We start from the raw sequence: 20,470 nt of genomic DNA on the forward strand, positions 1-20,470 counted from the left end.
AATTGAAAAAGAAGAAATCCCTGATAATTTATTTGCTGATCGGTACGGTTTTCCTTGTATCGGCATATGGTATGAGGCTATTGTTTAAGAATTATTTTACCAATACCTACTACCAAACCGATGAGCAAATTGTGGGCATATTTGATCCTAATAATTTAAACAGGATTTTACCTGCTAAACCCATTATTTGCTATGGCGCAGTATTTAAAAGCACGGCACTATGGTCAACCCACGGCAACCTGGAAACGGCATTAAATAACCAGGATGTACTTATTACGGTAGAAACCTGGCTTAAAGGAACGGATTACACATCCAACGTTCTAAAAGAAGTAACTAAAGGGCGTTTTGATAAACAGATAAGAGAACTGGCGCTTTTGGTTAGCAAAAGCCATCACCAGGTATTTGTTCGCTGGAACCCGGATATGGAAGTGCCAACTGATACTTACCCCTGGCAATTTAAATCGCCGGAGGATTACATTAATGCTTTCCATTATTTTTCAAAAAAATTGAAGGCTTATGTTCCTAAGGCGCAGATCATATGGGGGCCTTCCGGCTATCCAGGCGACACTGAGTATTGGCCCGGAAATAAAGCCGTTGACTATGCAAGTATCACTCTCGGTAGCCCGTCTGAACTTTCGGCCCATTTTTACCCGCAGGATACTACAGTTGCGGAAATGTTAAGGCACAAACTGCATCGCTTAAGGTTTATTGATAAACCGGTATTGATCATGAGCGGTAACGCTGCAAAATCACACCTGCCGGATAGTTTGCTAAACCGCCAAAAAAGTTATTACAGCCAATACCGTAACATTATCTACAGCAAAAATAATTATGTAGACAGCGCCCGTATCAAACCAGTGAGAACTACGCTAAAAATTGGTGTTTTTGACCCCAACAAAAAACTGATTAACCAACCAGGTATTACTGTAGAGCATCTTTTTACAGACTGGGGCGAGGTGGAACGAGGCGATTTTGAGAAAAAATTCTCTGGGGTTATTAACCGCCATCATGAAGTTATTGTAACTATGGAGCCATGGAAAGATACCAGCAAAACGCCGGATAAGGCTATGTTGCAAAGCATAATGAAAGGCCGTTATGACCCGGTGATCAAAAAGCTATTTACCATCATTTCCTCCACCCAAACAACTGTTTATTTAAGATGGATGCACGAGATGGAAATCCCGATCCATCGGTATGCGTGGCAAAGCCAGGACCCGGTTACCTATATAAATGCGTACAGGTATTTTATGCAGTTTGGCGGCGGTCCCGGAAAAAACGTCAAGAAAGTTTGGGGACCTGCCGGCGACAGGGGCTCTGTTGATTTTTGGCCGGGAGATGATGTGGTTGATTTTATAAGTATAGCCATTTATGGTTTACCGGATAAGAATATTACCGACCCGGAAAAACAGGAAGCCTTTAGCACCATTTTTAACAGGAAATTTTTCCGCATGAGGTTTCTTAGCAAACCTTTATTTATCACGGAATTTGGTGTAAAAGGCCCTGAAGACTTTCAAAATAAATGGCTTGCCAAGGCTGCGCAAACCATTAATGCCAATCCGCATGTTTTTGGCGCTTGTTACTTCAATTTATATGACAACCCCAAAGCATGGGGAAATATAAAAGCTCCTGACTGGAGTATCACGCCACGGTCTATGGCTGCGTTTACCAACCTGTTGAAGAAATAAAACATGTAGGCCTAAGTCTATCTAAGCCCCTTAGCCTGCAGAAATTTTATGAGCGCCTCCGGCTGATCGGTTTGTAAGCCTTTAAAACCCTTACTGATCGCTTTAGGCCATTGCTGGTCTTCGTCTTTACTTTGTATATCAGGCCACACCGGTATCCCTTGCTGGCTGGCCGCATTTAATATTTCTTCATTGTAATCCATCCATTCGCCATCTAATAAGGAAGGGACATACTGCTGCACAAATGCTTTAAAACCTGCTGCGTTAACCGCCGATTTAGGCAAGCTCAGCATTAGAGGCATATTGGGTGCAATCCGTTTCCACTCCTGCAACTGCGCCAAGCTGTTGATGTATACAATCACCTGGTTTTCCATCTCATACTGTTTAAGTACTTTCATGGTTTGAGCTACCGATGCGTCTTTAAAATCAATGTAAATATATATCCGGTTTTTACACAGTTTAAGTATTTCCTCAAAGGTTGGAATCCGGTAAACTCCTTTAACCTGCGAGCCATTACTTTTTATCATCAGCTGCTTCAGATCGGTCAACACCATATCTTTTATTTGCCCCTGCCCGCTTGTCATGCGGTTTACCGAACCGTCATGCATACTCACTAATACGCTGTCTTTGGTGGTACGGAGATCTATCTCCACGTAATCTGCACCGATGTTAATAGCTTGCTGATAGGCTTCTAAAGTATTTTCCGGGTAGCTCACATGAGCACCTCTATGAGCTATAACCACAAACGAATGACGTGGCTTAGGTACAGCATTTGGCTGGGCAATTGTATCAAAAGAAATAACGCATGCAGCGGTAAAGACCAACAGTGTTTTGATATAGAATAGCATAAATAAAACTTAATAAAAAGCTTCCGAAAATGCAGGTAATAGATTACCTGCGTGTAAAGCCTGAATTAAGTTCTACTTCAGATGATCCCTCCTTTTTAAACATACCGTAATGTTTCCAGTTTATGAGGAAGATAAGTGTAATCGATTGCATAGGATATTCTGTGCCGCTATAAAGTCCTGCCGATGTTCTTTTAAATACTTATTTAATTTAGAAGACTATTGGTGTTTAAATTTTACCTTTGACGGATTTAGCAATATTTAAAGTATGCCGGATACTATTAATACTAAAGAAACAACAGATACCAAAAACGAGATTACTTTAAAAGAGCTTATTTTTAAAGTTAAAGACTGGTGGGAATATTTATGCAGCAAATGGATACGTATTTTAATTTTTAGTGTAATAGGCGCTGTACTTGGTTTTACTTATGCACTCTTTCAAAAACCTCTTTATACAGCAACAACCACCTTTGTATTAGAAGCCGGAGAATCCGGAGGCAGGCTTAGTCAATACGCTGGTTTAGCTTCTATGGTTGGAGTTGATTTGGGGGGGCAGGACGGCGGCATTTTTCAGGGAGACAATATTATTGAGTTATATAAATCCCGAAAAATGCTAGAAAAAACGTTATTAACCTCTGTAGTTATAAATAATAAACGCCAAACGTTAATGCAATACTACATTGAATTTAATAAGTTGAAAAAAACTGGGCAGAAAAGCCACAATTACTTGCTGTAAATTTTAATGACACAAACAAAACATCAACAAATGAGTTTACAACAAACTCTATGTTCAGGCTTAAGGATAGTGTTTTAGGAAAAACCGTTGATGATATCAGAAAAAACTGTCTTAGTGTTGATAAACCTGATAAAAAGTTAAGTATTATAAAGGTAGATGTTAAAACTATCGATGAAAATTTTTCAAAGATATTTAATGAGGAACTAGTAAAAAACGTAAACAATTTCTACATACAAACTAAAACACAGAAATCATTAACTAATGTTAAAATTTTACAGCGTAAGGTGGACTCTGTTAGAAACGTAATGAATGGTGCCATTTATTCGGCAACAGCAGCTATAGATGCTACACCAAACTTGAACCCAACAAAACAAGTGCAAAGGATTGTACCCAGCCAAAAGGCTCAATTCTCTGCTGAAACTAATAAAGCTATGCTGAGTAACCTTATACAAAGCCTGGAACTAGGCAAAATTGGCTTATTGAAAGAAACCCCACTCATACAAACGGTAGATATACCGGTTTATCCGCTGAAAAAAGAAAAATTTGGCAAATTAAAAGGTCTTGTTTTAGGGGGAATGCTGTTAATGTTTTTTACCTGTATGTTTTTTATACTTAAAAGGCTTTTCATTCTTACAATAAATGAGAGCTAATAAAAAGTCTTATCATCGCCATATCTTTTTCTGCTAATAGGCAGTTATACTCTACAATGAAAATAAATTTTATATCCTTTTTAGATCCAACCGTATATTCTGGCGGCGGTGAGATGATAACAAAAGCGCTAATTGACACCGGCAAACAAAGAGGCCATGATATCAAATTATCTTCTGTTCGTCCATACAAATTTGATCTTCACCCAAATCCCGATCTGATCTTCTTAACGGATATTTTCAATAGCTCTCACTCACTTACTTCATTGGGTGCATGGAGGGGTTTTCCTAAAAATTTCGTATCAAATGCTGTAAAGCATACACCATTTATTCATTTAACAAATGCCTACGTTGACATTTGTAACCTTCCATATCTGCCATGCAATGGCAACAGCTGCCCAATTTGCCCGGTAAAAAACAATCTTTCGTTAATAGATAAACTAATTATAAAAGACTTTTCCAACAACTGCTTCGCCACTAAAAGTTTGGTAAAGGATCTGTATGAAAACTCGGCACTAAATATTTACTTGTCGCCACTACACAAACAAGTATCAGAGAACGTATTAAACATAAAAAATAAGGAAAACTTTGTTTTAAAGCCATTAATTGATAAAACGCTTTTTTTCAATGAGGGCTTAACACGTGATATAGAGTACCTTTTTGTTGGAATTATTAGCGAGGCAAAAGGCTATTACGAAATGCGTGAGAAATTTAAAGACAAAGACATCCATTTAATTGGAAAAATAGCGCCCAATATAAAGTTAGACTTCGGCACCCACCATGGGCATGTGAGTTATAGCGAAATACCACGTTATATGAACAGGGCAAAAAATTTTGTTTTTATGCCTCGTTGGCCCGAACCGCAAGGACGTGTGGTAGTAGAGGCCTCGTTATGTGGCTGCAATGTTATAGGCAACAATAATGTGGGCGCGTTGTCTTTCGATATGGACCTCGCTAATCCTGAAAATTTCGCGGGCGCCGAAAATGATTTATGGTTAAAAATAGAACAAATAAAAAATGGGAAATAAAAAACTAAGTATTATAATTCCGGTACTGCATTTATCGAGGCCTGTAAACAAAATGAGATTTTTCATGCCGAAGCAAACGCTTAAGGAAACGCTTGTTGACATTAAAAAGAATGTAAAAATGGATTATGAGATAATTGTTGTGTGCAATGGCACAGATAAAGCCCTTCATGATTACATTATCAAACATCCGGACATTGACAGGTATTGCATTAACAGTGTTAATGTTGGTGTTGCAAGAGCATGGAATATTGGCGCTCAATTAGCCGAGGGAGAGGTACTTTGCTATTTAAATGATGACGTTTCAATTGGCCCTAATTCATTAGAAACACTTACCGATCAACTTTTAGCATCAGAAGATGTAGGTGAAATAGGCCCTGCAGGCTCTTACTGGCGCAATTGCCAACACCACGCGTTTGTTGAGGAGAGTGCGTCTACAACAGAAGCGGATGTAGTATCTGGTTTCTGCTTTCTATTGCGGGCTTCAACTTTCCACGAAGTTGGTGGTTTTGATATTGCCTACACACCTGCCGGGCACGAAGAAATTGACCTATCTTATAAAATAAGACAAATTGGGCTGAAATGCCTAGTAAATCAATCGGTAGATATTAAACACTACCATCATCATGGAGTAAGTGCGCAGAATATGGATGTGCATTATTTGGGTTCGGTTATCAATACCAAAGACTTACACGAACGTAATAAAGCTTATTTCACTAAAAAATGGCAAGGTAAATTTGCTTAATCAAATAAATGAAGATAGTTGTTTTTGCATCCCTTACAAAAGATACTACCGCAAATTATATCATTAGAGCTTTTAAAAGACGGGGCGACTCTGTTTTTGTATTTTCAGATATAGATAATCCCTTAGTAGATAAGTTAATTCATGGAAGTCCTGATGTATCTGCTTTGTGTGAACAATTATCTTTGCGCCCTGATCTTTTCCTTTTTATAGAGGGTGGTTCCATGCAGATATTTCCATCAGGGTTGGAACACTTACCATGCCTTACTGCATGGTATGGTATTGATACCCACATGGACTACAACAAGCATTTAGCAATATGTAAGGCATTTGATATTAACTTTATTGCCCAATATGAATACGTGCCACGGCTTTTGTCAGACGGTGCTAAGCAAGTGCATTGGCTACCGCTGGCGTTTGAGCCCCAGCCCGAAAAACATGCGCAATTAGAACGTGATCTTTTGATATCATATATAGGATCAAACAACGTGGAGAAACACAAAGAGCGCCATGATCTTATAAAAGCGATAACAGACAAGTATAATAACATATTTTTTGGAAAAGCCATTCCCGCTGAAATGAGTAAAATTTACGCCAGATCATGGATGGTTTTTAACAAAAGTATTAATAACGACATCAACATGCGCTACTTTGAAGCAATGGGCGAGGGCGCCGTTTTGTTAACAGATAAGTTAATAAATAATGGAGTTGATACTTTGTTTGTTGATGGCGAGCATTATTTAGTTTATAATGATAAAGAGCACCTCCTGCAACTTATAGATGCTTTAAGTAATGACAAACAAGCATTAATGAAGATTGGCCAAAATGCCAAAGCGCTGATTAACGATTTACATACATATGATGCAAGAGCGAACCAAATTTTGGAAATAGTGAATAGGTCGCAAAAAGCAGCTGTTCTGTCTCCCATTAGTTATTTTTCTATATTTATTTCATTAGGATTAATTTCTGACGCGCTACTTTTTTTAATCCTGACGCTCAAATCATTACACACGGGAAAATTCAATAAAATTATAATCAAATTAATAAGCCCTCCTTTATACCTGATTTTTAAGTTTACACAGACCTTAAATTATTTCAGAAAGAATGCTAAAAAAAATGAATCCTGAATAGCCTTTAAATGAAATCATCTTTTTTAAAAAGCTTTGGTCAGCTATTTTTTCTCTCTACATTAAGTTACGTAATAGGTTTTTTAGGACAGATAGTAATTTCCTATTATTTAGGTACATCAAGCTCCGTTGATAGCTACTTTACTGTAATGGCCGCCGCTAGCTTTTTGTTGTTCTACGTAACGCCAATTAAGGATACTTTGGTGAAAATCGTTTATGAAGCCAGCGCCGAAAGTAACGAAGCAGCATCAAAGCTATTCTCCTCAGGCTTGATACTACAGCTTTTATTGGCATTGGTAAGTTCTGTTCTTTTTTTTGCTAAACCATTTTGGTTATTGGTAGGATCAAGAAACGATAGTGTCATTAATTTTAGTTTATTATTATTTTTTGTTCCTTATCTTTTATTGTTTGCGCTTTCAGAAACAATTAATGGACTACTTTTAAGTTTTAATAAGCTAAATTATCAAGCTATTGCCAGGCTGGTGTCTTCTGTTTTAGGCTTAATATTTGTTGCATTGCTCGCTCGTAAATACGGTATCTATTCTTTAATTCTCAGCTTGCAGGTTGCTCCACTTTCAACGGCTCTGATATCATTAATCGGATTACGAAAAAACGGCATAAGGCTGGTTTGGGTATCACCTAAAATAATACTTAAAGTACCATACTTTTGGCCAATACTATCTTCAATGCTGTTAAGCTTCTTTTTTTCACAGATATATGTTTTGGTTGAAAGGTCCACCATGTATAAAATGACAATAGGGCTTGTGGCTTCATACCAGTATAGTGTTACACTTGTAAATGTTGGCATAAGCATGATTGTTCTTCCTATTACTAACCTCGTATGGCCAAGGTTTTTGAAGGCAAATAAGGAAGGAGATTCCGCTAATATCATCAAGATCACAGAGTATACTATTGCAGGGATGTGCTTTATTTTACTTTTTGGATGCCTGTTTGTTTATGCAAACGCTTATGATGTAATAACGGTAATATATTCAAGGGGAAAGTTTGATTACAAATCAATAGCCTCCACTGGTAAAGCCCTACAGCTTACCATTTTTACAGCCATACCCATTGGAATATATAATGTGCTAACCAGAATTTTAATTACAAAGGGCTTAGCTAAATACCTCGCGATAGCTGCGTCTTCAATAGCCTTTTCGGGGATAGGGATTATTATTATCTCCTATTATATAAATAGTGCAACATTTATAATGTGCCATTGGCTAATTGCAAACACCCTTGGCGCGCTATTAACACTTATTGCTGTAAAAAAACATTTAAGCGGGTTGTTTTCAAAAATATCTTACTGGTTATGGATAGGCTTTAAAATCATTTTAACAATAACCATAGCATTATGGGTGAGCTCTTTATCTGTATTTAAAACAATTATAAATGGTGCGTTCATTACCCTCGTATTTAAATTCATAATTTATACAACCCTCATTGCTTTACAGGTTTACGTATATAAACTGCATAAAATTTTAAAACCAACCTAATTTGCTGTTTTTAGCGGTATTTATATTCCACTTAGTACGCCGGTATTTAGATATGATCGTTTCAAATTAAAAAATTGCACGCATGGTGATTGTTATTGATACAAAAAATATAGCATTATTTTCTGGAGGGATTTCCGCATTTGTTAAACCTTTAATAAAGGCCTGGATTGAAAGTCAGCCAAATATATCTTTTGTATTAATAGGGCCTTCAATGAAAACCGAATGGATAGACGGATTAAGTAATTTTGAGTTTAAAGAGGTAACATGGCCTACTTATTTACCAAGACAGCTACGGCATCCCTACTATGATCTTATCCTGTTTCCAAGAGCTGTTAAAAAAATAAAACCCGACTTTATTTATAGTCCATATCATGATGTTAAGTTACCCAAAAATGTTCCTTCTGTTATAACAGTACACGACACGTGTATAGGAGAACTGCGCGGTATATATCCTAAAACTATCCGTCTGTATTATGATAAAACTTTGAGAAGGAATCTAAAAGTATCTCAAAACATTATAACGGTATCACATGCCAGTAAAGAGGCTATTGCTAAGCATTATTTAATTTCGGAAGATCGTATACATATAGTCCCTAACGCGTTTGATCTGCCTGCGGATTTTAAAATTCCAAAAACAAATGGAGTTAAAAGCGATTATAGTGATATTAAAATATTTTACGCCGGCGGAGCAGAATTTAGAAAAAACGTAAAAAATCTGGCGTTATCGTTAGAGGTACTTGAAAAAAGGGGGTATAAAATAAGCTTGAGCGTTACCGGTAATTATAAAGGTGCCTGGGAGCGTGAGTTACAAAGTATATCACAATCAACTATTTCAAAATTTAATTTTTTAGGTTATTTAAGTATTGAAAAATTGTTCCAAGAATATGCAAATGCTGATGTTATTGCGTATCCAAGCCTTTGTGAGGGTTTTGGGAGAGTGTGTTTAGAAGCTATGGCATTAGGTACTCCGTTAGCTTGTTCAGACTTACCTGTGTTAAGAGAAGTTTCAGGCGACTACGCACATTATTTTAATCCTTTTGACGTTAACGATATTGCAGATAAGATTTTGATGGCCAAAAACGAGGGACGAAAGCCACATACTGTAAAACCAGAGTTTACGATTAAGTATGTAAGTACATTATTCGTTAACAAAATGAATAACTTTGTAAAAATTTAATACAGCTAGTTTGCTTACCAATTTGTACATACACCTATACCTGGTCTTTTTTATCGTCACAGCAATCTTAGCCATATTTACTGAAGATAATAGCCGCTATGTGTATTGGTTTTGTGTATTATTGCTGTTAACTATTGTTTGCTTTAAGCCTATAGGGTCATACCCGGATGACATCAGCTATCTTGATCTGTTAAAATACTTTCGCACTGATAATTTGCCGGAGGAAAATCAAGGCAGGGATTACATATACTATTATCTGGCAGAATCACTTAGTTTTATTATGGGTGATAAAGCTGCATTAATAAGTATTTCTTTAATAAGTATCTCCATTAAGTGTTTTGTTATTGGCAAAATGTCCAAATACTCATTAACCGCACTATTGGTATACATAGCGTTCTGTGTTCAGCTTATTGACCTTACAGCACTCCGAACATCGCTGTCTACAGCGTTTATTTTTCTCGCTATTTACTACTACAGCAAGAAAGGCTATGTTAGATCGGCCTTTTATTATATCTGTTCCTTTTTAAGCCACATTCAAACTTTGTTAATACTGCCTATTTTTTTTATGCTGCATAAGGTTTTGTATAAATACAGATACTTTATCATCGTTGGTAGTGTAGCATTTGGTTTGTTAAAGCTGTTTCCATTTGGAGACTTAACCACAACGGGATTCGCCCCTCTTGACCTTTACCTTACCCAATTGCATAACGGCCTGGAAGAAAAAATCAACCTGTTAAGACTCTCCACGATCGCAGCATTGTTTTTGATAATTTGGATCGACTATCAGCACAAAAATAAAAGCGATTGGTATAAGCGTGTTTTTATGGCTGCACTGCTATCGCAATTAAGCATTTTTTTATTTTACTGGTTCCCGGTACTGGCAGGCAGGTTAGCAGACTTACTGCTATCTTTCATGATTATTTATTTCGCTCTTTCGTTCCGAAGAATTAACCTCTATCAAAAACTTGCCATTATTGTCATAGCTTTTTTGATAAACATTAATTACATGTACGTAAACCCGTTATTCATGCGCGATGGTAATCCGCTGGCGCATTTAAAATCGACTTCCCCTACACTGTCATATGAAATTAAACAATACTCCAATACCCGTTTCCGTTATTATCCCATGCTTTAACTGCAAAACCACTGTTAAAAAAACATTAGATTCTGTAAAAGACCAAACATTACAGCCAACAGAAGTTATTTTAGTTGACGATTGCAGTAGCGACGGGACTTTTGATTTTTTAACTGAAATATTGCCTGAGTACCCTACGGCCAAACTTATGGCTATGCCGCAAAACGGTGGTCCGGGTATAGCAAGAAATGCGGGATGGGGTATCGCCACACAACCCTGGATTGCATTTTTAGACGCAGATGATACATGGCATCCTGATAAATTGAAGATACAGTGGCAGTTTATTCAGAAAGATACAAGCATTACTATGTGGGGTCATCAAACCGCATTATTCGATCACAACAAAACGTATGAAATTAAAAACAATATTACGATTGAAGAAGTAGAATTAAAACAAATGCTAATATCTAATAAATTTCCTACAAGGTCGGTTATATTAAAAAAAGACATTCCTTTCCGGTTTCGTGATAAAAGTGTAACAGAAGACTATTTACTCTGGCTGGAAATAATATCGTCCGGATACATGGCTAAGAAAATTAATTGCGTGTTGGCATTTTCACTCAGACCTGATTTTAGTCCCGGGGGATACAGTGGCCAGCTTTGGAAACATGAAAAACGAGAATTAAAGGCTTTTAAAATATTATATGAAGAGCAAAAAATATCGTATTCGAAACTCCTCGTTTATTCAGTTTTTTCTGTAGCCAAGTATTTTCGTAGAGTATTGATCTCAGCAACAATGTCAAAAAAATGAAAATTCTGCACGTTACCCCTGATATCAATTTCGCAAATAACTTTGTTAGGCCCATTTGTTTGCAACAAGCAAAAATGGGCCATTATGTAAAGGTAATAAGTACATCTGCATACTATATTGATGGCAAGAAGGCTAAAGAGTTCGCGTGTAAATTCTCTGAAGGAAATCCAAATCTGGAATTAGAAATATTGAATATCAGATTAAGGAAATTTGAATGGAACCTGATAAAATCCTACAGTACTTATAATAAGCTATTAAAAAAGGAGAATTTCGACATCATAGTTTTTCATACCACTTTAGACAGTACTTTACCTTTGATGCTGGCAAAAATCAATTCCAGTGCAAAGCGAATATATTTTAATCACGGTGTACCGGCATTGGGTTATAAAGGTATACTAAAGGGAATTTTAAGGCTCGTAGAAAAAATAAATATCAGATTATCCAATCACGTGTTTACTGTAGGGAAAGGAATGAGCGACGAGCTGAAAAATATTGATACAATGGTACAACCTATCCTTATTAAGCCCGGGTCAGCTTGTGGGATAAAGTTATTAACAAAAGATTTTTCATCATTACAACCATTACGGGAAACAGCGCGGAAGCGACTGGGTTTTTCTGAAAAAGACAAGATAGTTATTTATGTAGGCAGGCCAGTGAAAAGAAAAGGATTATTTGACCTCATTGAGGCCTGGAAGTTGGTAGAAAGATCTCCCAAACACCACCTATTGCTGGTAGGCCCTAATAACGATGAATTTGAACACTCCGAATTTGAAAAGCTAAACATAAAAACCGTAGGATATATCAAGGACATAGCCGAATATTATCTTTGTGCTGATGTGCTGTGTGTTCCCTCTTATCATGAAGGCTTAGGTTACACCTACTTAGAGGCGGCATCAGCAGGTTGTGTACCTGTGTCATCGAATATTATTGGTCCCACCGACTTTGTTATTGCAGGTTTAACAGGACTTACAGTGACTCCCGGTGATATAAGAGCTATCGCAAAAACATTAACAAATCTGCTTTTAAACGATGGAGAAAGAGCAAGATTATCAGAAAATGCCTTTTCAAGCGTAATAAAATACGATCAAGAGATAATCGCATTGCAAATTGCCCAAAAATTCTTGACGCTATCATAGTTTATTTATTCGTAACAAACTAAACATGAAAAGCACATTGGCTCAACTCAATATGATATTATAATATCTCAATTATGGGTATTAAATGCATTACTATATTCGTAAATTTAAGTCACATTTTAATCTGTAAGCTGTTTATTCTTCGCAACCGTTAATGCTATTGAATTAAACTTACCGATCTGAATAAATTATCTGAACCCTGTAATAGTTTATTAAGCAGTTTATCATTGAGCCTCGGGTGCTTTTTAATATAATCGTTCACCATACCAGCCACCTCTTTACTTTGGTAACTACCTAAGGTTGCAGCAATAAAAGACTGGGGGAAAAATATGTCTCCAGTGGCTTGTATTTCTTCCAGCATAGCTAAGCTTTCAGGTACATACTTCACAGAGGTTTTTTGCCTTAAAGGATGGTGCAGGTACGAAAGTGCGGTTAATACCCAGGCTTCCTTGGCGCGACCTTCACGCTTTTTAATGCTGTTAAAAAATGTATCGCGTTCGGTTACATTTACAGAAAGTGCCGGCATTAGAAACTCAAGTCGCTTTTGGCGATCCGGATTTTTTATACGTACCAGTTGCTGCTGCAAAACGCTGGTTACCGAGTCACTTTTTAGAGCGATAGTGAGTGCCATCCCTGTATAGTCGTCTTCTGTAAGCTTAACGCCCTGCGGAGCTTTTTGAGTTTGCCAGATACCGTAAACCCTTTGCCCGGCCTCATTGCTCAAATAAACATTCTGATAAGCATTAAATAAAAGCTTCTTATTATTTGCTTCGGTTTGTTGTTGCATAGCTTCCCAGAGGTTATGTTCCAAATCGCCCGAGTGCCGGTTGCGTACATCAGCAGGTATAAATTCCCAGTAGATGCTGCTGATGTAGCCGGTTAGCAATCGCAGATTAGTTTCCTCACTCTCCGTTTTTAACCCGCTTTCAAACATTTCCAGGAGTTCTATTGGCGTATATGCATCCTTGTTCAGCATGTTCTCATAGGCGTTAATGTAAAAGGAAGCTCGTTGTAAAGGACTCTTCAGTTTAAACAGTTCTGTGTATGTTAGCGTCTTATCAACAGGAAAAACACCATAACCCATGCCGTTTGAGTTATATATGATATGCAACGGTTTAGGTAATCCTTTAACGTTCAGGATACTTACTTCTTTAGCATTTAAATTAACAGGTAATTTTAGCTCATGGTCGGCATAAACCAAAGTTACCTCAAAAGTTTGCGGCCAAACCCGCTCCTGCCCCTTTTCAAGCCTTTGCTTTATCGTAAATTTCTCTATGCGGTTACCTCTGTATATTACATCCGCGTTAATCACCGGCCGCCCTGTATCGTTTACCCACACTTTGTTCCAGGCGTATAGATCGGCTTTGGTGTGTTTACTTAAAATACTGATCAGATCGGGCCAGGTGGCGTTCTTATAGGCATAATCGCGCAGATACTCCCGCACGCCCGCCCGGAAGTTTTCAGTTCCCATGAGCATCTCCAGCTGGCGCATCATGATGGGGGCTTTATGATAAATAATATCACCGTACATAGAGCCGGCGTCCATTAAATTGTCCAAACGCTGGCGTATGGGATTTGCCCCCGGTGTACGGTCAACGTTATATGCTGCCGTGTAATGCTCCTGCAAAAATTTCAGGTTAAAGGTTTCTGTACCCATCAGTTTTTGCGTTACCTTATCCGCCATAAAATTGGCAAATACCTCTTTCATCCAAACATCGTTAAACCAGCGCATGGTTACCATATCGCCGAACCACATATGTGCCGTTTCGTGCGCAATTAAGCTGATACGTGCTATTCGCATATTTCTGGTAGCGGCATCATCCAGAAACAAGCTCGATGCCCTGTACTGCACCTCGCCCGGATGCTCCATGCCGCCAAACTGAAAATCGGGGATAGCAGCAAAACCTACCTTTTGGAAAGGGTATTTGATGCCGGTCCACTTTTCAAGGAAATCTATGGCGTATCCGTGCTGGTCAAATACCGAGTCGGTACTCAACTTAATTTTTTGCTGATCGGTTTCCCTGTAAAAGAAATCGGCAGGGTGTATACCGGCCATTTTGCTTACAGCCGTGTATTTACCTGCGGTAAAAGAAAACAAATAAGTGGGTAATATATCCGAATTAGCGAAGCGAAAAGTAGTTTTATCCGCATCGGCAATTGAATCAGTAATAGCTCCGTTGCTCATAGCCCGCCAGCCCTTCGGCACGGTTAAAGTAAGCCTGAAGCGGGCTTTCAGATCAGGCTGGTCAAAACAAGGAAAAACCGAACATGCATGATCAGGCACAAAAAGGGCATACATAAAATCGTCATTGCGGTTAAGCGATTGGCTGCCTGCAATAAAGTTTATCTCAATTTCATTATGCCCTTTGCGGTATGCGCCGGGTGCAATTAACAAGTGCTCCTGCTGCAGAGCCACCGGCACTTGTTCGCCCGAAACTTTTATCCGTTTTATGTAAGAAACATCCTGCTTAAAATCGATCTGTAAGGGTTGGCTATTGGATTTTGCATCAAATTGAATAGTTTCTGTTGCCGCTATCGGTTCAGTTTTAACCGTAGGTATATTGAATTGAAGAATATACTGTATGTTACTGATGATGCTTTTTCGGTAATTGGCGAGCTCAAGCGAGACACCTGGTTCAACTGATATACTTTTTTGCTGGCCCCAAGCCACCAAAGCAAATAACATAAAGCTTAAAAGCGAGTATAGGTGTTTCTTCATCATGACACCTGAATAATACACATATTATTAAGCAGGCACAAATATTTTAGGACATTACATAAACAGCCTGATAGATAAGTAGCGGTACTTAATATAATTATGAGGTAAAACCCTGTAAAATAACGTAGTGATACGCACAACAACGTAGTAATACGTAATTCTACCATCGGGTACAAGCACTCTATTTCCGAATCTGCTATACGCCTTACTTTATGTTGTGTTTAGAAGCTTCGTTAGGCACAACAATTAACCACTTTTTATCACTTAAAAAATTTTTATCATGGCAAAGGTTACACTAACCAAAGCAGAACTGGCAGCACTTGATGCCATCATCGCTGAATTAAAAGGCGATAAAGAAACCGTAGAAGCTGACGTAACAGCGCTGGGTACCACTGCAATTATTCGCACCGCTATTCAGGTGACCAAAGTAGCTACCAAAGCAACACCGTATGTTACTGACGCGACTGAAGTACTAACCGCCATTTTAGGCCGTGGCGCGAATGACGAGGTTGCCAAGGAATTACACGGGGTAGCTAAAGAGGGCTTATCACTGGATGAGCTGATCGAGCTGCGCAAAAAGTTTAAGTAAGCCTATCAAGAGGAGGGTGTTCTCCCTCCTCTTTTTAATTATTTATGAGATATGAAAACCGAATTTACAACAGAACTGGTTTATACCGGTGTAGTGGGGCTGTTACTGGCGCTTTGGTTTGTTGCCACTGTCATTTGCCAATTCCGGGAATCAAAAGCCTCCAACTTTATTCGTCATCATCTTGATACCTTCGGGATGATTCCGCTGTGGACATTTTTTGCACCCAGCCCCGGAAAACGGGATTACCACCTGCTGTTTAGAGATAAATATGCTGACCAAACTGTTGGCGAATGGCAGCAAATGGAAATTACCGAAGAGCGCAAGTTATGGTCATGCATCTGGAACCCCCAAAAAAGGGATAAAAAGGTAATTTCAGACGTAGTACAAAATTTAGTTTCCACCATGCCGCATTACCGTAGCGGCGAGGGCGACTATCGCTTATTAATGTTTTCCATGCCCTACCTGATTGTGCTACACGCTGTAAGTTTATGCAAGCGAGTACCCGAAACCGAATCGCGCCAGTTTATGCTCGCCGAAAGCTGCGGGTATATTAAGGAGACCGATCCTACATTTATCCTGCTTTCTGTATTTCATCAAATTTAAAAGTCATGAATATCCTCAACAACACCTATCACGAGATTATAATGCTTATGAGTATAGGCTTATTCATCTCCACTGCTGAGTACCTGGTAAAAATTAAAATATTTGCCACCGATGGGCTGCTATCCTGGAACGTGATGCAGATACGCTGGGAAAACAGCAGCAAAAACTGGCTGGCGCAAACTGCCTTTAAATTTATTAATCCACGGGGGTTATCGGCCATTTTCGTGCTGCGCTGCGCATTATTGATTGCACTGGCATTTGCGCCAGTAGGCTCTTTAAATGCATGGCTTTGCCTTACAGGGCTTTTAATAACGGTATTATTAAGCTCATTGGTTACTTTTTATGGCAGCGATGGCTCCGACCAAATGACACTCTTAATCATCGTTACTCTATTTTTAGTCTTTTGCCCCGTAGGCCATGCCAACCCTACCTTATTGAAAATCGGTATTTGGTTTGTGGGGTTGCAATCCTGCCTTTCCTATGCGGTTGCCGGGCTTGCCAAGCTTTTTTCAAATGAATGGCGCAGGGGCACTGCAATTAAAGATGTTTTTAACACGCGTACCTACGGTTCTCCATGGGCATTAAGCTTGCTTAACAACCGGCCCTGGTTAAACAAATTCCTGTGCTGGAATGTGATCCTGATGGAAACCTTATTTCCGCTTAGCCTGTTTTTACCCTTTCCGCTGGCGGTTTGTTTCTGGATCTGGGGATTCACTTTTCACTTCCTTACAGCTGTAATTATGGGGCTAAATTCATTTTTATGGGCGTTTATGGCTACTTATCCGGCCATTTATTTTATCCATACCCAATTGGCCTGATGAAACCGAATAATGAGTTGTCTCAGCAACCGCCAATGATACTTTTTGATGGTGTTTGCAATTTTTGCAACCGCTGGATAAATTTTGTTATCCGGCATGATAGCGCCGGGCTGTTCCTTTTTGTTCCATCAACCGGCGAAACCGCAAAACGTTTGGAAACAGCTTACGCGTTTAATGTACTCGAGCTAAACACGGTGATGGTGATAGATAACGAACGTATTTATGACAGGTCAGACGCGGTATTATTTATACTCTCGCGTCTTGATATTCCGATAGCCAATAAAATTAACTGGGCATACGCTATTCCCAAACGTCTGCGCGATGGTATTTATAAATTGATAGCCAAACATCGGTACTTAATAGCCGGTAAAAGCAATACCTGCATGCTACCTACACAAGCTATAAGAAAAAGATTTTTAAATTAAATAAGCAGATGAGAATCAGGAAAATAAGGTGTGTTATACGTATTTATACGTACCCTTAACTTTCCGTATTTATACGGGATAGTATTGAGCTTAGCTATGTGTATATTTGGGATAAATACTCACCTAAACAATACATTCATGCAAAATCTATCACTACATTCACTTCCGTGGTTAACTTATGATGTCCGGCTGATCAAAGAGCGGCTCATCAATTTTCCTGAAACAGAATACTTTGTTTTTTCGCCTTACCTGGGCGGGCATCATGCCTCTGTAGGGCTGGTAGCGTTTTCATACCAGCGTACGCCATTACCCGTATACAGTTCAACATTTGATATCCTCACGCCGGATAATGCCAGGCGTGTGGAACTACCGCAACCGGTAGTTATGGGGAACAATGTATTACCGGTAACCACCATAAAAAAACTGATTGAGGCAAATAGCGTCGCCCTTACATTTGTTCCTGCCGTACGGGATAATAAGTATTTATATTACAATGTACAAGCAGGTGATTTAGGAAGCCCTTCTGAATCAGACTACAAAACCAATCCCTGCCCACCTGCTACTATTATTTAACAGGTAATTAGATGTCATGCTGGGCTCAACAGGTACTCGATTGGTCTGAAGTATGGGCAGGCCTGATGCCCTGTGCCGTATTATTATATAACAAACAACCGCCGGTTTTCAGGCCGGTTGTTTGTTATGTGTGGCTTTCTCTTTTAATCAATATCGCTATAGACCTGATATGGAAGCTTGGCGACCGGATGCCACAGCAATATCATTCAAATAATTTTCTTTATAACCTGCTTTCAATAGTTCGCTTTTTCCTCTTTAGTTCCTTCTTTGTTAAGCTACAACAGCCGTTCCTTGTGGGAATTAAACTGCTTATTATCCTGTCATTTACGCTTTTTGTGATCGTTGACTTTTCCTTAAGTGAAGACTTTTTCAACTTTAGTCATTTCAGCAGCAGGTTGTTATCGGTTGAGGCATTTTGCCTGCTCTTTTTTGTAATGCAATATTATATATATGAATTAAAGAGAGATGAAGCCATTAACATTTTTACCAATCAATTTTGGGTGGTTACCGGTTTAGGCGTTTATGTTTCAATCAATTTTTTTGTTTTCTTGCTCTACAACAGGCTTTCGGTACAAATGCAACGGTTTGCCGCCAGCTTATGGAATTTACATAATCTGTCGTTCATACTTTTTAATATGTTTTTAGTGAGAGGTTTTTATGGAAACAAACGATAGCCTGACGGTTATTTTAATAAGCGGCGTAGCCGCTATGCTACTGCTGTTCATCAGCCTGCTTTTGATATTTATTTTTACACAACGAAAAAAGTTACAATTTCAGCGGGCCATGCAGGATCTTCAGCAAGATCAGCAATCGCAACTGCTTGAGGCCGCTGTGCAAAGTGAAGAAACAGAAAGGCTGCGGATAGCCGAAATACTTCATGATGATATTGGCGTAGTATTATCTGCCGCCAAACTTTATTTTTCTTCTGTTGATACACATGCCTGGCCCCAGGAAGAGCAAAAAGCGCATAAGAAGGGTAATCATTTACTTGATGAGGCTGTGCAAAAAATAAGGGGCGTATCACATAACCTGCATTCGGCTATATTGCAGGGTTTTGGCCTAAACGCGGCTATTGAGCATTTTATGCAGCAAATTACGGGTTTACAAGAGTTAACGTTACACCTAAAACTCGACCCTGAATATGTAACCAGCAATAGCCAGCAGGACATACTACTTTACCGCATTTTGCAGGAATTAGTGCAAAACATTATTAAACACGCGCACGCAAGTGTTATTTATCTCTCCAGCCAGTTTTCGGGAAACCAGCTGGAGGTGTTTCTTCAGCATGATGGCCGCGGCCTTACGCAGGAGGAGTTTGAAGAATTAAGATTTCAGAAAGAGGGTTTAGGGTTAAAGAATATACAAAACCGCATAGGCATGCTCAATGGCGTTTTGCAGTTCTCATACCTGAAACCACTATATCATATCAGCATTCGTTTACCAAAATCTTCATAACGCCATGAACAAAATAAGGATTGGCATAGTTGACGACTATACCATTTTTAGAGATGGGTTGAGAGTAAGTCTTGCTTCTGATAGAGAACTGGAAGTTGTATTTGAAGCAGGAAACGGCCAGGAAACACTGGATTATCTTGCTAATACACCTACTGATGTTATACTGATGGATTTGAAAATGCCTGTAATGGATGGCATGGAAGCTACGAGAAAGATACGCATTGAGTATCCCGATTGTAAGATCATCGCCATTACGCTGTATGATGATGAAAAGTTCATCATTCACCTGATGGAACTGGGGGCCAGCGGCTACCTTTTAAAAAACGCGGAATCAGGAGAGATCAGGAAATCGATCCATGCGGTTTACCAGGATGGGTATTATTTTAATGACGTAGTCAATAAAGCATTGCTTAAACGATTGGTTATTAAAGGTAAGGTTAAACCTTCTTTTAATAATGAAGCCGAGCTCACAGACCGTGAATTGCAGGTTTTAAAACTGATATGCCAGGAAAACACCGCCGCAGAAATAGGCGATAAAATATACCTCAGCCCACGGTCTGTTGAGGGTATACGACAGCGTTTGATAGATAAAATAGGCGTAAGAAATACCGCGGGCCTGGTGATGTATGCCGTAAGGAAAGGAATTATCGATTGACGGGGCTATACGCACATCCTCAGGAAATAAAAAAGGCGCCGCAATTACGCGATATACCTATACTTATAGTTTTTAACTATCCTTTATCGAAAAATTCGATTGGCTTTGTGTTCATTTAACTCCTAACTTCACAT

General features: G+C 38.8%; 21 protein-coding genes. 19 read left to right on the top strand and 2 right to left on the bottom strand.

What is annotated here, in order from left to right:
• Positions 1-2 precede the first annotated feature (2 nt).
• Positions 3-1,685, top strand: a complete 1,683-nt coding sequence (locus CKK33_RS16495; protein WP_143822980.1) for a glycoside hydrolase family 26 protein — start codon at positions 3-5, stop codon at positions 1,683-1,685.
• Between the two features lie 17 nt (positions 1,686-1,702).
• On the opposite strand, the gene CKK33_RS16500 is transcribed toward CKK33_RS16495, so the two are convergent.
• The gene (locus CKK33_RS16500) at positions 1,703-2,530 is read right to left on the bottom strand and encodes a glycerophosphodiester phosphodiesterase family protein (RefSeq protein WP_095705166.1); all 828 of its coding nucleotides are present in this window, start codon (positions 2,528-2,530) and stop codon (positions 1,703-1,705) included.
• Positions 2,531-2,795: 265 nt separating this feature from the next.
• Between CKK33_RS16500 and CKK33_RS19740 the strand changes: the two genes are divergently transcribed.
• The 10 genes from CKK33_RS19740 to CKK33_RS16545 all read left to right on the top strand — a co-directional run bounded on the left by CKK33_RS19740 (position 2,796) and on the right by CKK33_RS16545 (position 12,499).
• Positions 2,796-3,263 carry a Wzz/FepE/Etk N-terminal domain-containing protein gene (locus CKK33_RS19740; protein WP_233138245.1) on the top strand — a complete coding sequence of 156 codons (468 nt, stop codon included), beginning with the start codon at positions 2,796-2,798 and terminating at the stop codon, positions 3,261-3,263.
• Positions 3,264-3,313: 50 nt separating this feature from the next.
• The gene (locus CKK33_RS19745) at positions 3,314-3,913 is read left to right on the top strand and encodes a hypothetical protein (RefSeq protein ID WP_233138246.1); all 600 of its coding nucleotides are present in this window, start codon (positions 3,314-3,316) and stop codon (positions 3,911-3,913) included.
• A 56-nt stretch (positions 3,914-3,969) separates the two neighbouring features.
• On the top strand, positions 3,970-4,938 hold the full coding sequence (locus CKK33_RS16510) for a glycosyltransferase (RefSeq protein ID WP_095705167.1): 969 nt from the start codon (positions 3,970-3,972) through the stop codon (positions 4,936-4,938).
• 52 nt (positions 4,939-4,990) lie between these two features.
• Positions 4,991-5,680, top strand: coding sequence for a glycosyltransferase family 2 protein (locus CKK33_RS16515; protein ID WP_158223460.1), 690 nt, complete (start codon positions 4,991-4,993; stop codon positions 5,678-5,680).
• Positions 5,681-5,688: 8 nt separating this feature from the next.
• Complete coding sequence (locus CKK33_RS16520; protein ID WP_095705169.1) at positions 5,689-6,804, top strand: glycosyltransferase; 1,116 nt, start codon at positions 5,689-5,691, stop codon at positions 6,802-6,804.
• Positions 6,805-6,815: 11 nt separating this feature from the next.
• Entirely contained in the window at positions 6,816-8,300 is a 1,485-nt protein-coding gene (locus CKK33_RS16525; protein ID WP_095705170.1) for a lipid II flippase MurJ, read from the top strand.
• Between the two features lie 82 nt (positions 8,301-8,382).
• Complete coding sequence (locus tag CKK33_RS16530) at positions 8,383-9,477, top strand: glycosyltransferase family 1 protein (RefSeq protein ID WP_095705171.1); 1,095 nt, start codon at positions 8,383-8,385, stop codon at positions 9,475-9,477.
• A gap of 100 nt (positions 9,478-9,577) precedes the next feature.
• Positions 9,578-10,612, top strand: a complete 1,035-nt coding sequence (locus CKK33_RS16535; RefSeq protein WP_233138281.1) for an EpsG family protein — start codon at positions 9,578-9,580, stop codon at positions 10,610-10,612.
• A complete protein-coding gene (locus tag CKK33_RS16540; protein WP_095705173.1) occupies positions 10,560-11,363 on the top strand; it encodes a glycosyltransferase family 2 protein in 804 nt (267 codons plus the stop codon). The genes CKK33_RS16535 and CKK33_RS16540 overlap by 53 nt, the downstream gene beginning before the upstream one ends.
• Complete coding sequence (locus CKK33_RS16545) at positions 11,360-12,499, top strand: glycosyltransferase (protein WP_095705174.1); 1,140 nt, start codon at positions 11,360-11,362, stop codon at positions 12,497-12,499. Before CKK33_RS16540 ends, CKK33_RS16545 begins: the two co-directional genes overlap by 4 nt.
• A 157-nt stretch (positions 12,500-12,656) precedes the next feature.
• Here CKK33_RS16545 and CKK33_RS16550 read toward each other — a convergent pair whose 3' ends face one another.
• Entirely contained in the window at positions 12,657-15,221 is a 2,565-nt protein-coding gene (locus CKK33_RS16550) for a M1 family aminopeptidase (RefSeq protein WP_095705175.1), read from the bottom strand.
• 277 nt (positions 15,222-15,498) lie between these two features.
• Here CKK33_RS16550 and CKK33_RS16555 point away from each other — a divergent pair, with 277 nt between their 5' ends.
• The 8 genes from CKK33_RS16555 to CKK33_RS16590 all read left to right on the top strand — a co-directional run bounded on the left by CKK33_RS16555 (position 15,499) and on the right by CKK33_RS16590 (position 20,336).
• Positions 15,499-15,807, top strand: coding sequence for a hypothetical protein (locus CKK33_RS16555; RefSeq protein ID WP_095705176.1), 309 nt, complete (start codon positions 15,499-15,501; stop codon positions 15,805-15,807).
• Between the two features lie 51 nt (positions 15,808-15,858).
• Positions 15,859-16,410: a hypothetical protein gene (locus CKK33_RS16560; RefSeq protein ID WP_095705177.1), complete on the top strand. Its 552-nt coding sequence runs from the start codon at positions 15,859-15,861 to the stop codon at positions 16,408-16,410.
• A 5-nt stretch (positions 16,411-16,415) separates the two neighbouring features.
• The gene (locus CKK33_RS16565) at positions 16,416-17,228 is read left to right on the top strand and encodes a hypothetical protein (protein WP_095705178.1); all 813 of its coding nucleotides are present in this window, start codon (positions 16,416-16,418) and stop codon (positions 17,226-17,228) included.
• A complete protein-coding gene (locus tag CKK33_RS16570) occupies positions 17,228-17,653 on the top strand; it encodes a thiol-disulfide oxidoreductase DCC family protein (RefSeq protein ID WP_158223461.1) in 426 nt (141 codons plus the stop codon). The genes CKK33_RS16565 and CKK33_RS16570 overlap by 1 nt, the downstream gene beginning before the upstream one ends.
• Before the next feature lie 138 nt (positions 17,654-17,791).
• Positions 17,792-18,226: a hypothetical protein gene (locus CKK33_RS16575; RefSeq protein WP_095705180.1), complete on the top strand. Its 435-nt coding sequence runs from the start codon at positions 17,792-17,794 to the stop codon at positions 18,224-18,226.
• An 11-nt stretch (positions 18,227-18,237) separates the two neighbouring features.
• Complete coding sequence (locus CKK33_RS16580) at positions 18,238-18,900, top strand: hypothetical protein (protein WP_095705181.1); 663 nt, start codon at positions 18,238-18,240, stop codon at positions 18,898-18,900.
• Positions 18,884-19,681 carry a sensor histidine kinase gene (locus tag CKK33_RS16585; protein WP_095705182.1) on the top strand — a complete coding sequence of 266 codons (798 nt, stop codon included), beginning with the start codon at positions 18,884-18,886 and terminating at the stop codon, positions 19,679-19,681. Before CKK33_RS16580 ends, CKK33_RS16585 begins: the two co-directional genes overlap by 17 nt.
• A gap of 4 nt (positions 19,682-19,685) precedes the next feature.
• Positions 19,686-20,336: a response regulator transcription factor gene (locus tag CKK33_RS16590; RefSeq protein ID WP_095705183.1), complete on the top strand. Its 651-nt coding sequence runs from the start codon at positions 19,686-19,688 to the stop codon at positions 20,334-20,336.
• The last annotated feature ends 134 nt before the right edge of the window (positions 20,337-20,470 follow it).

Source organism: Mucilaginibacter sp. MD40 (assembly GCF_002288635.1).
In the GTDB taxonomy this organism is placed as follows: domain Bacteria; phylum Bacteroidota; class Bacteroidia; order Sphingobacteriales; family Sphingobacteriaceae; genus Mucilaginibacter.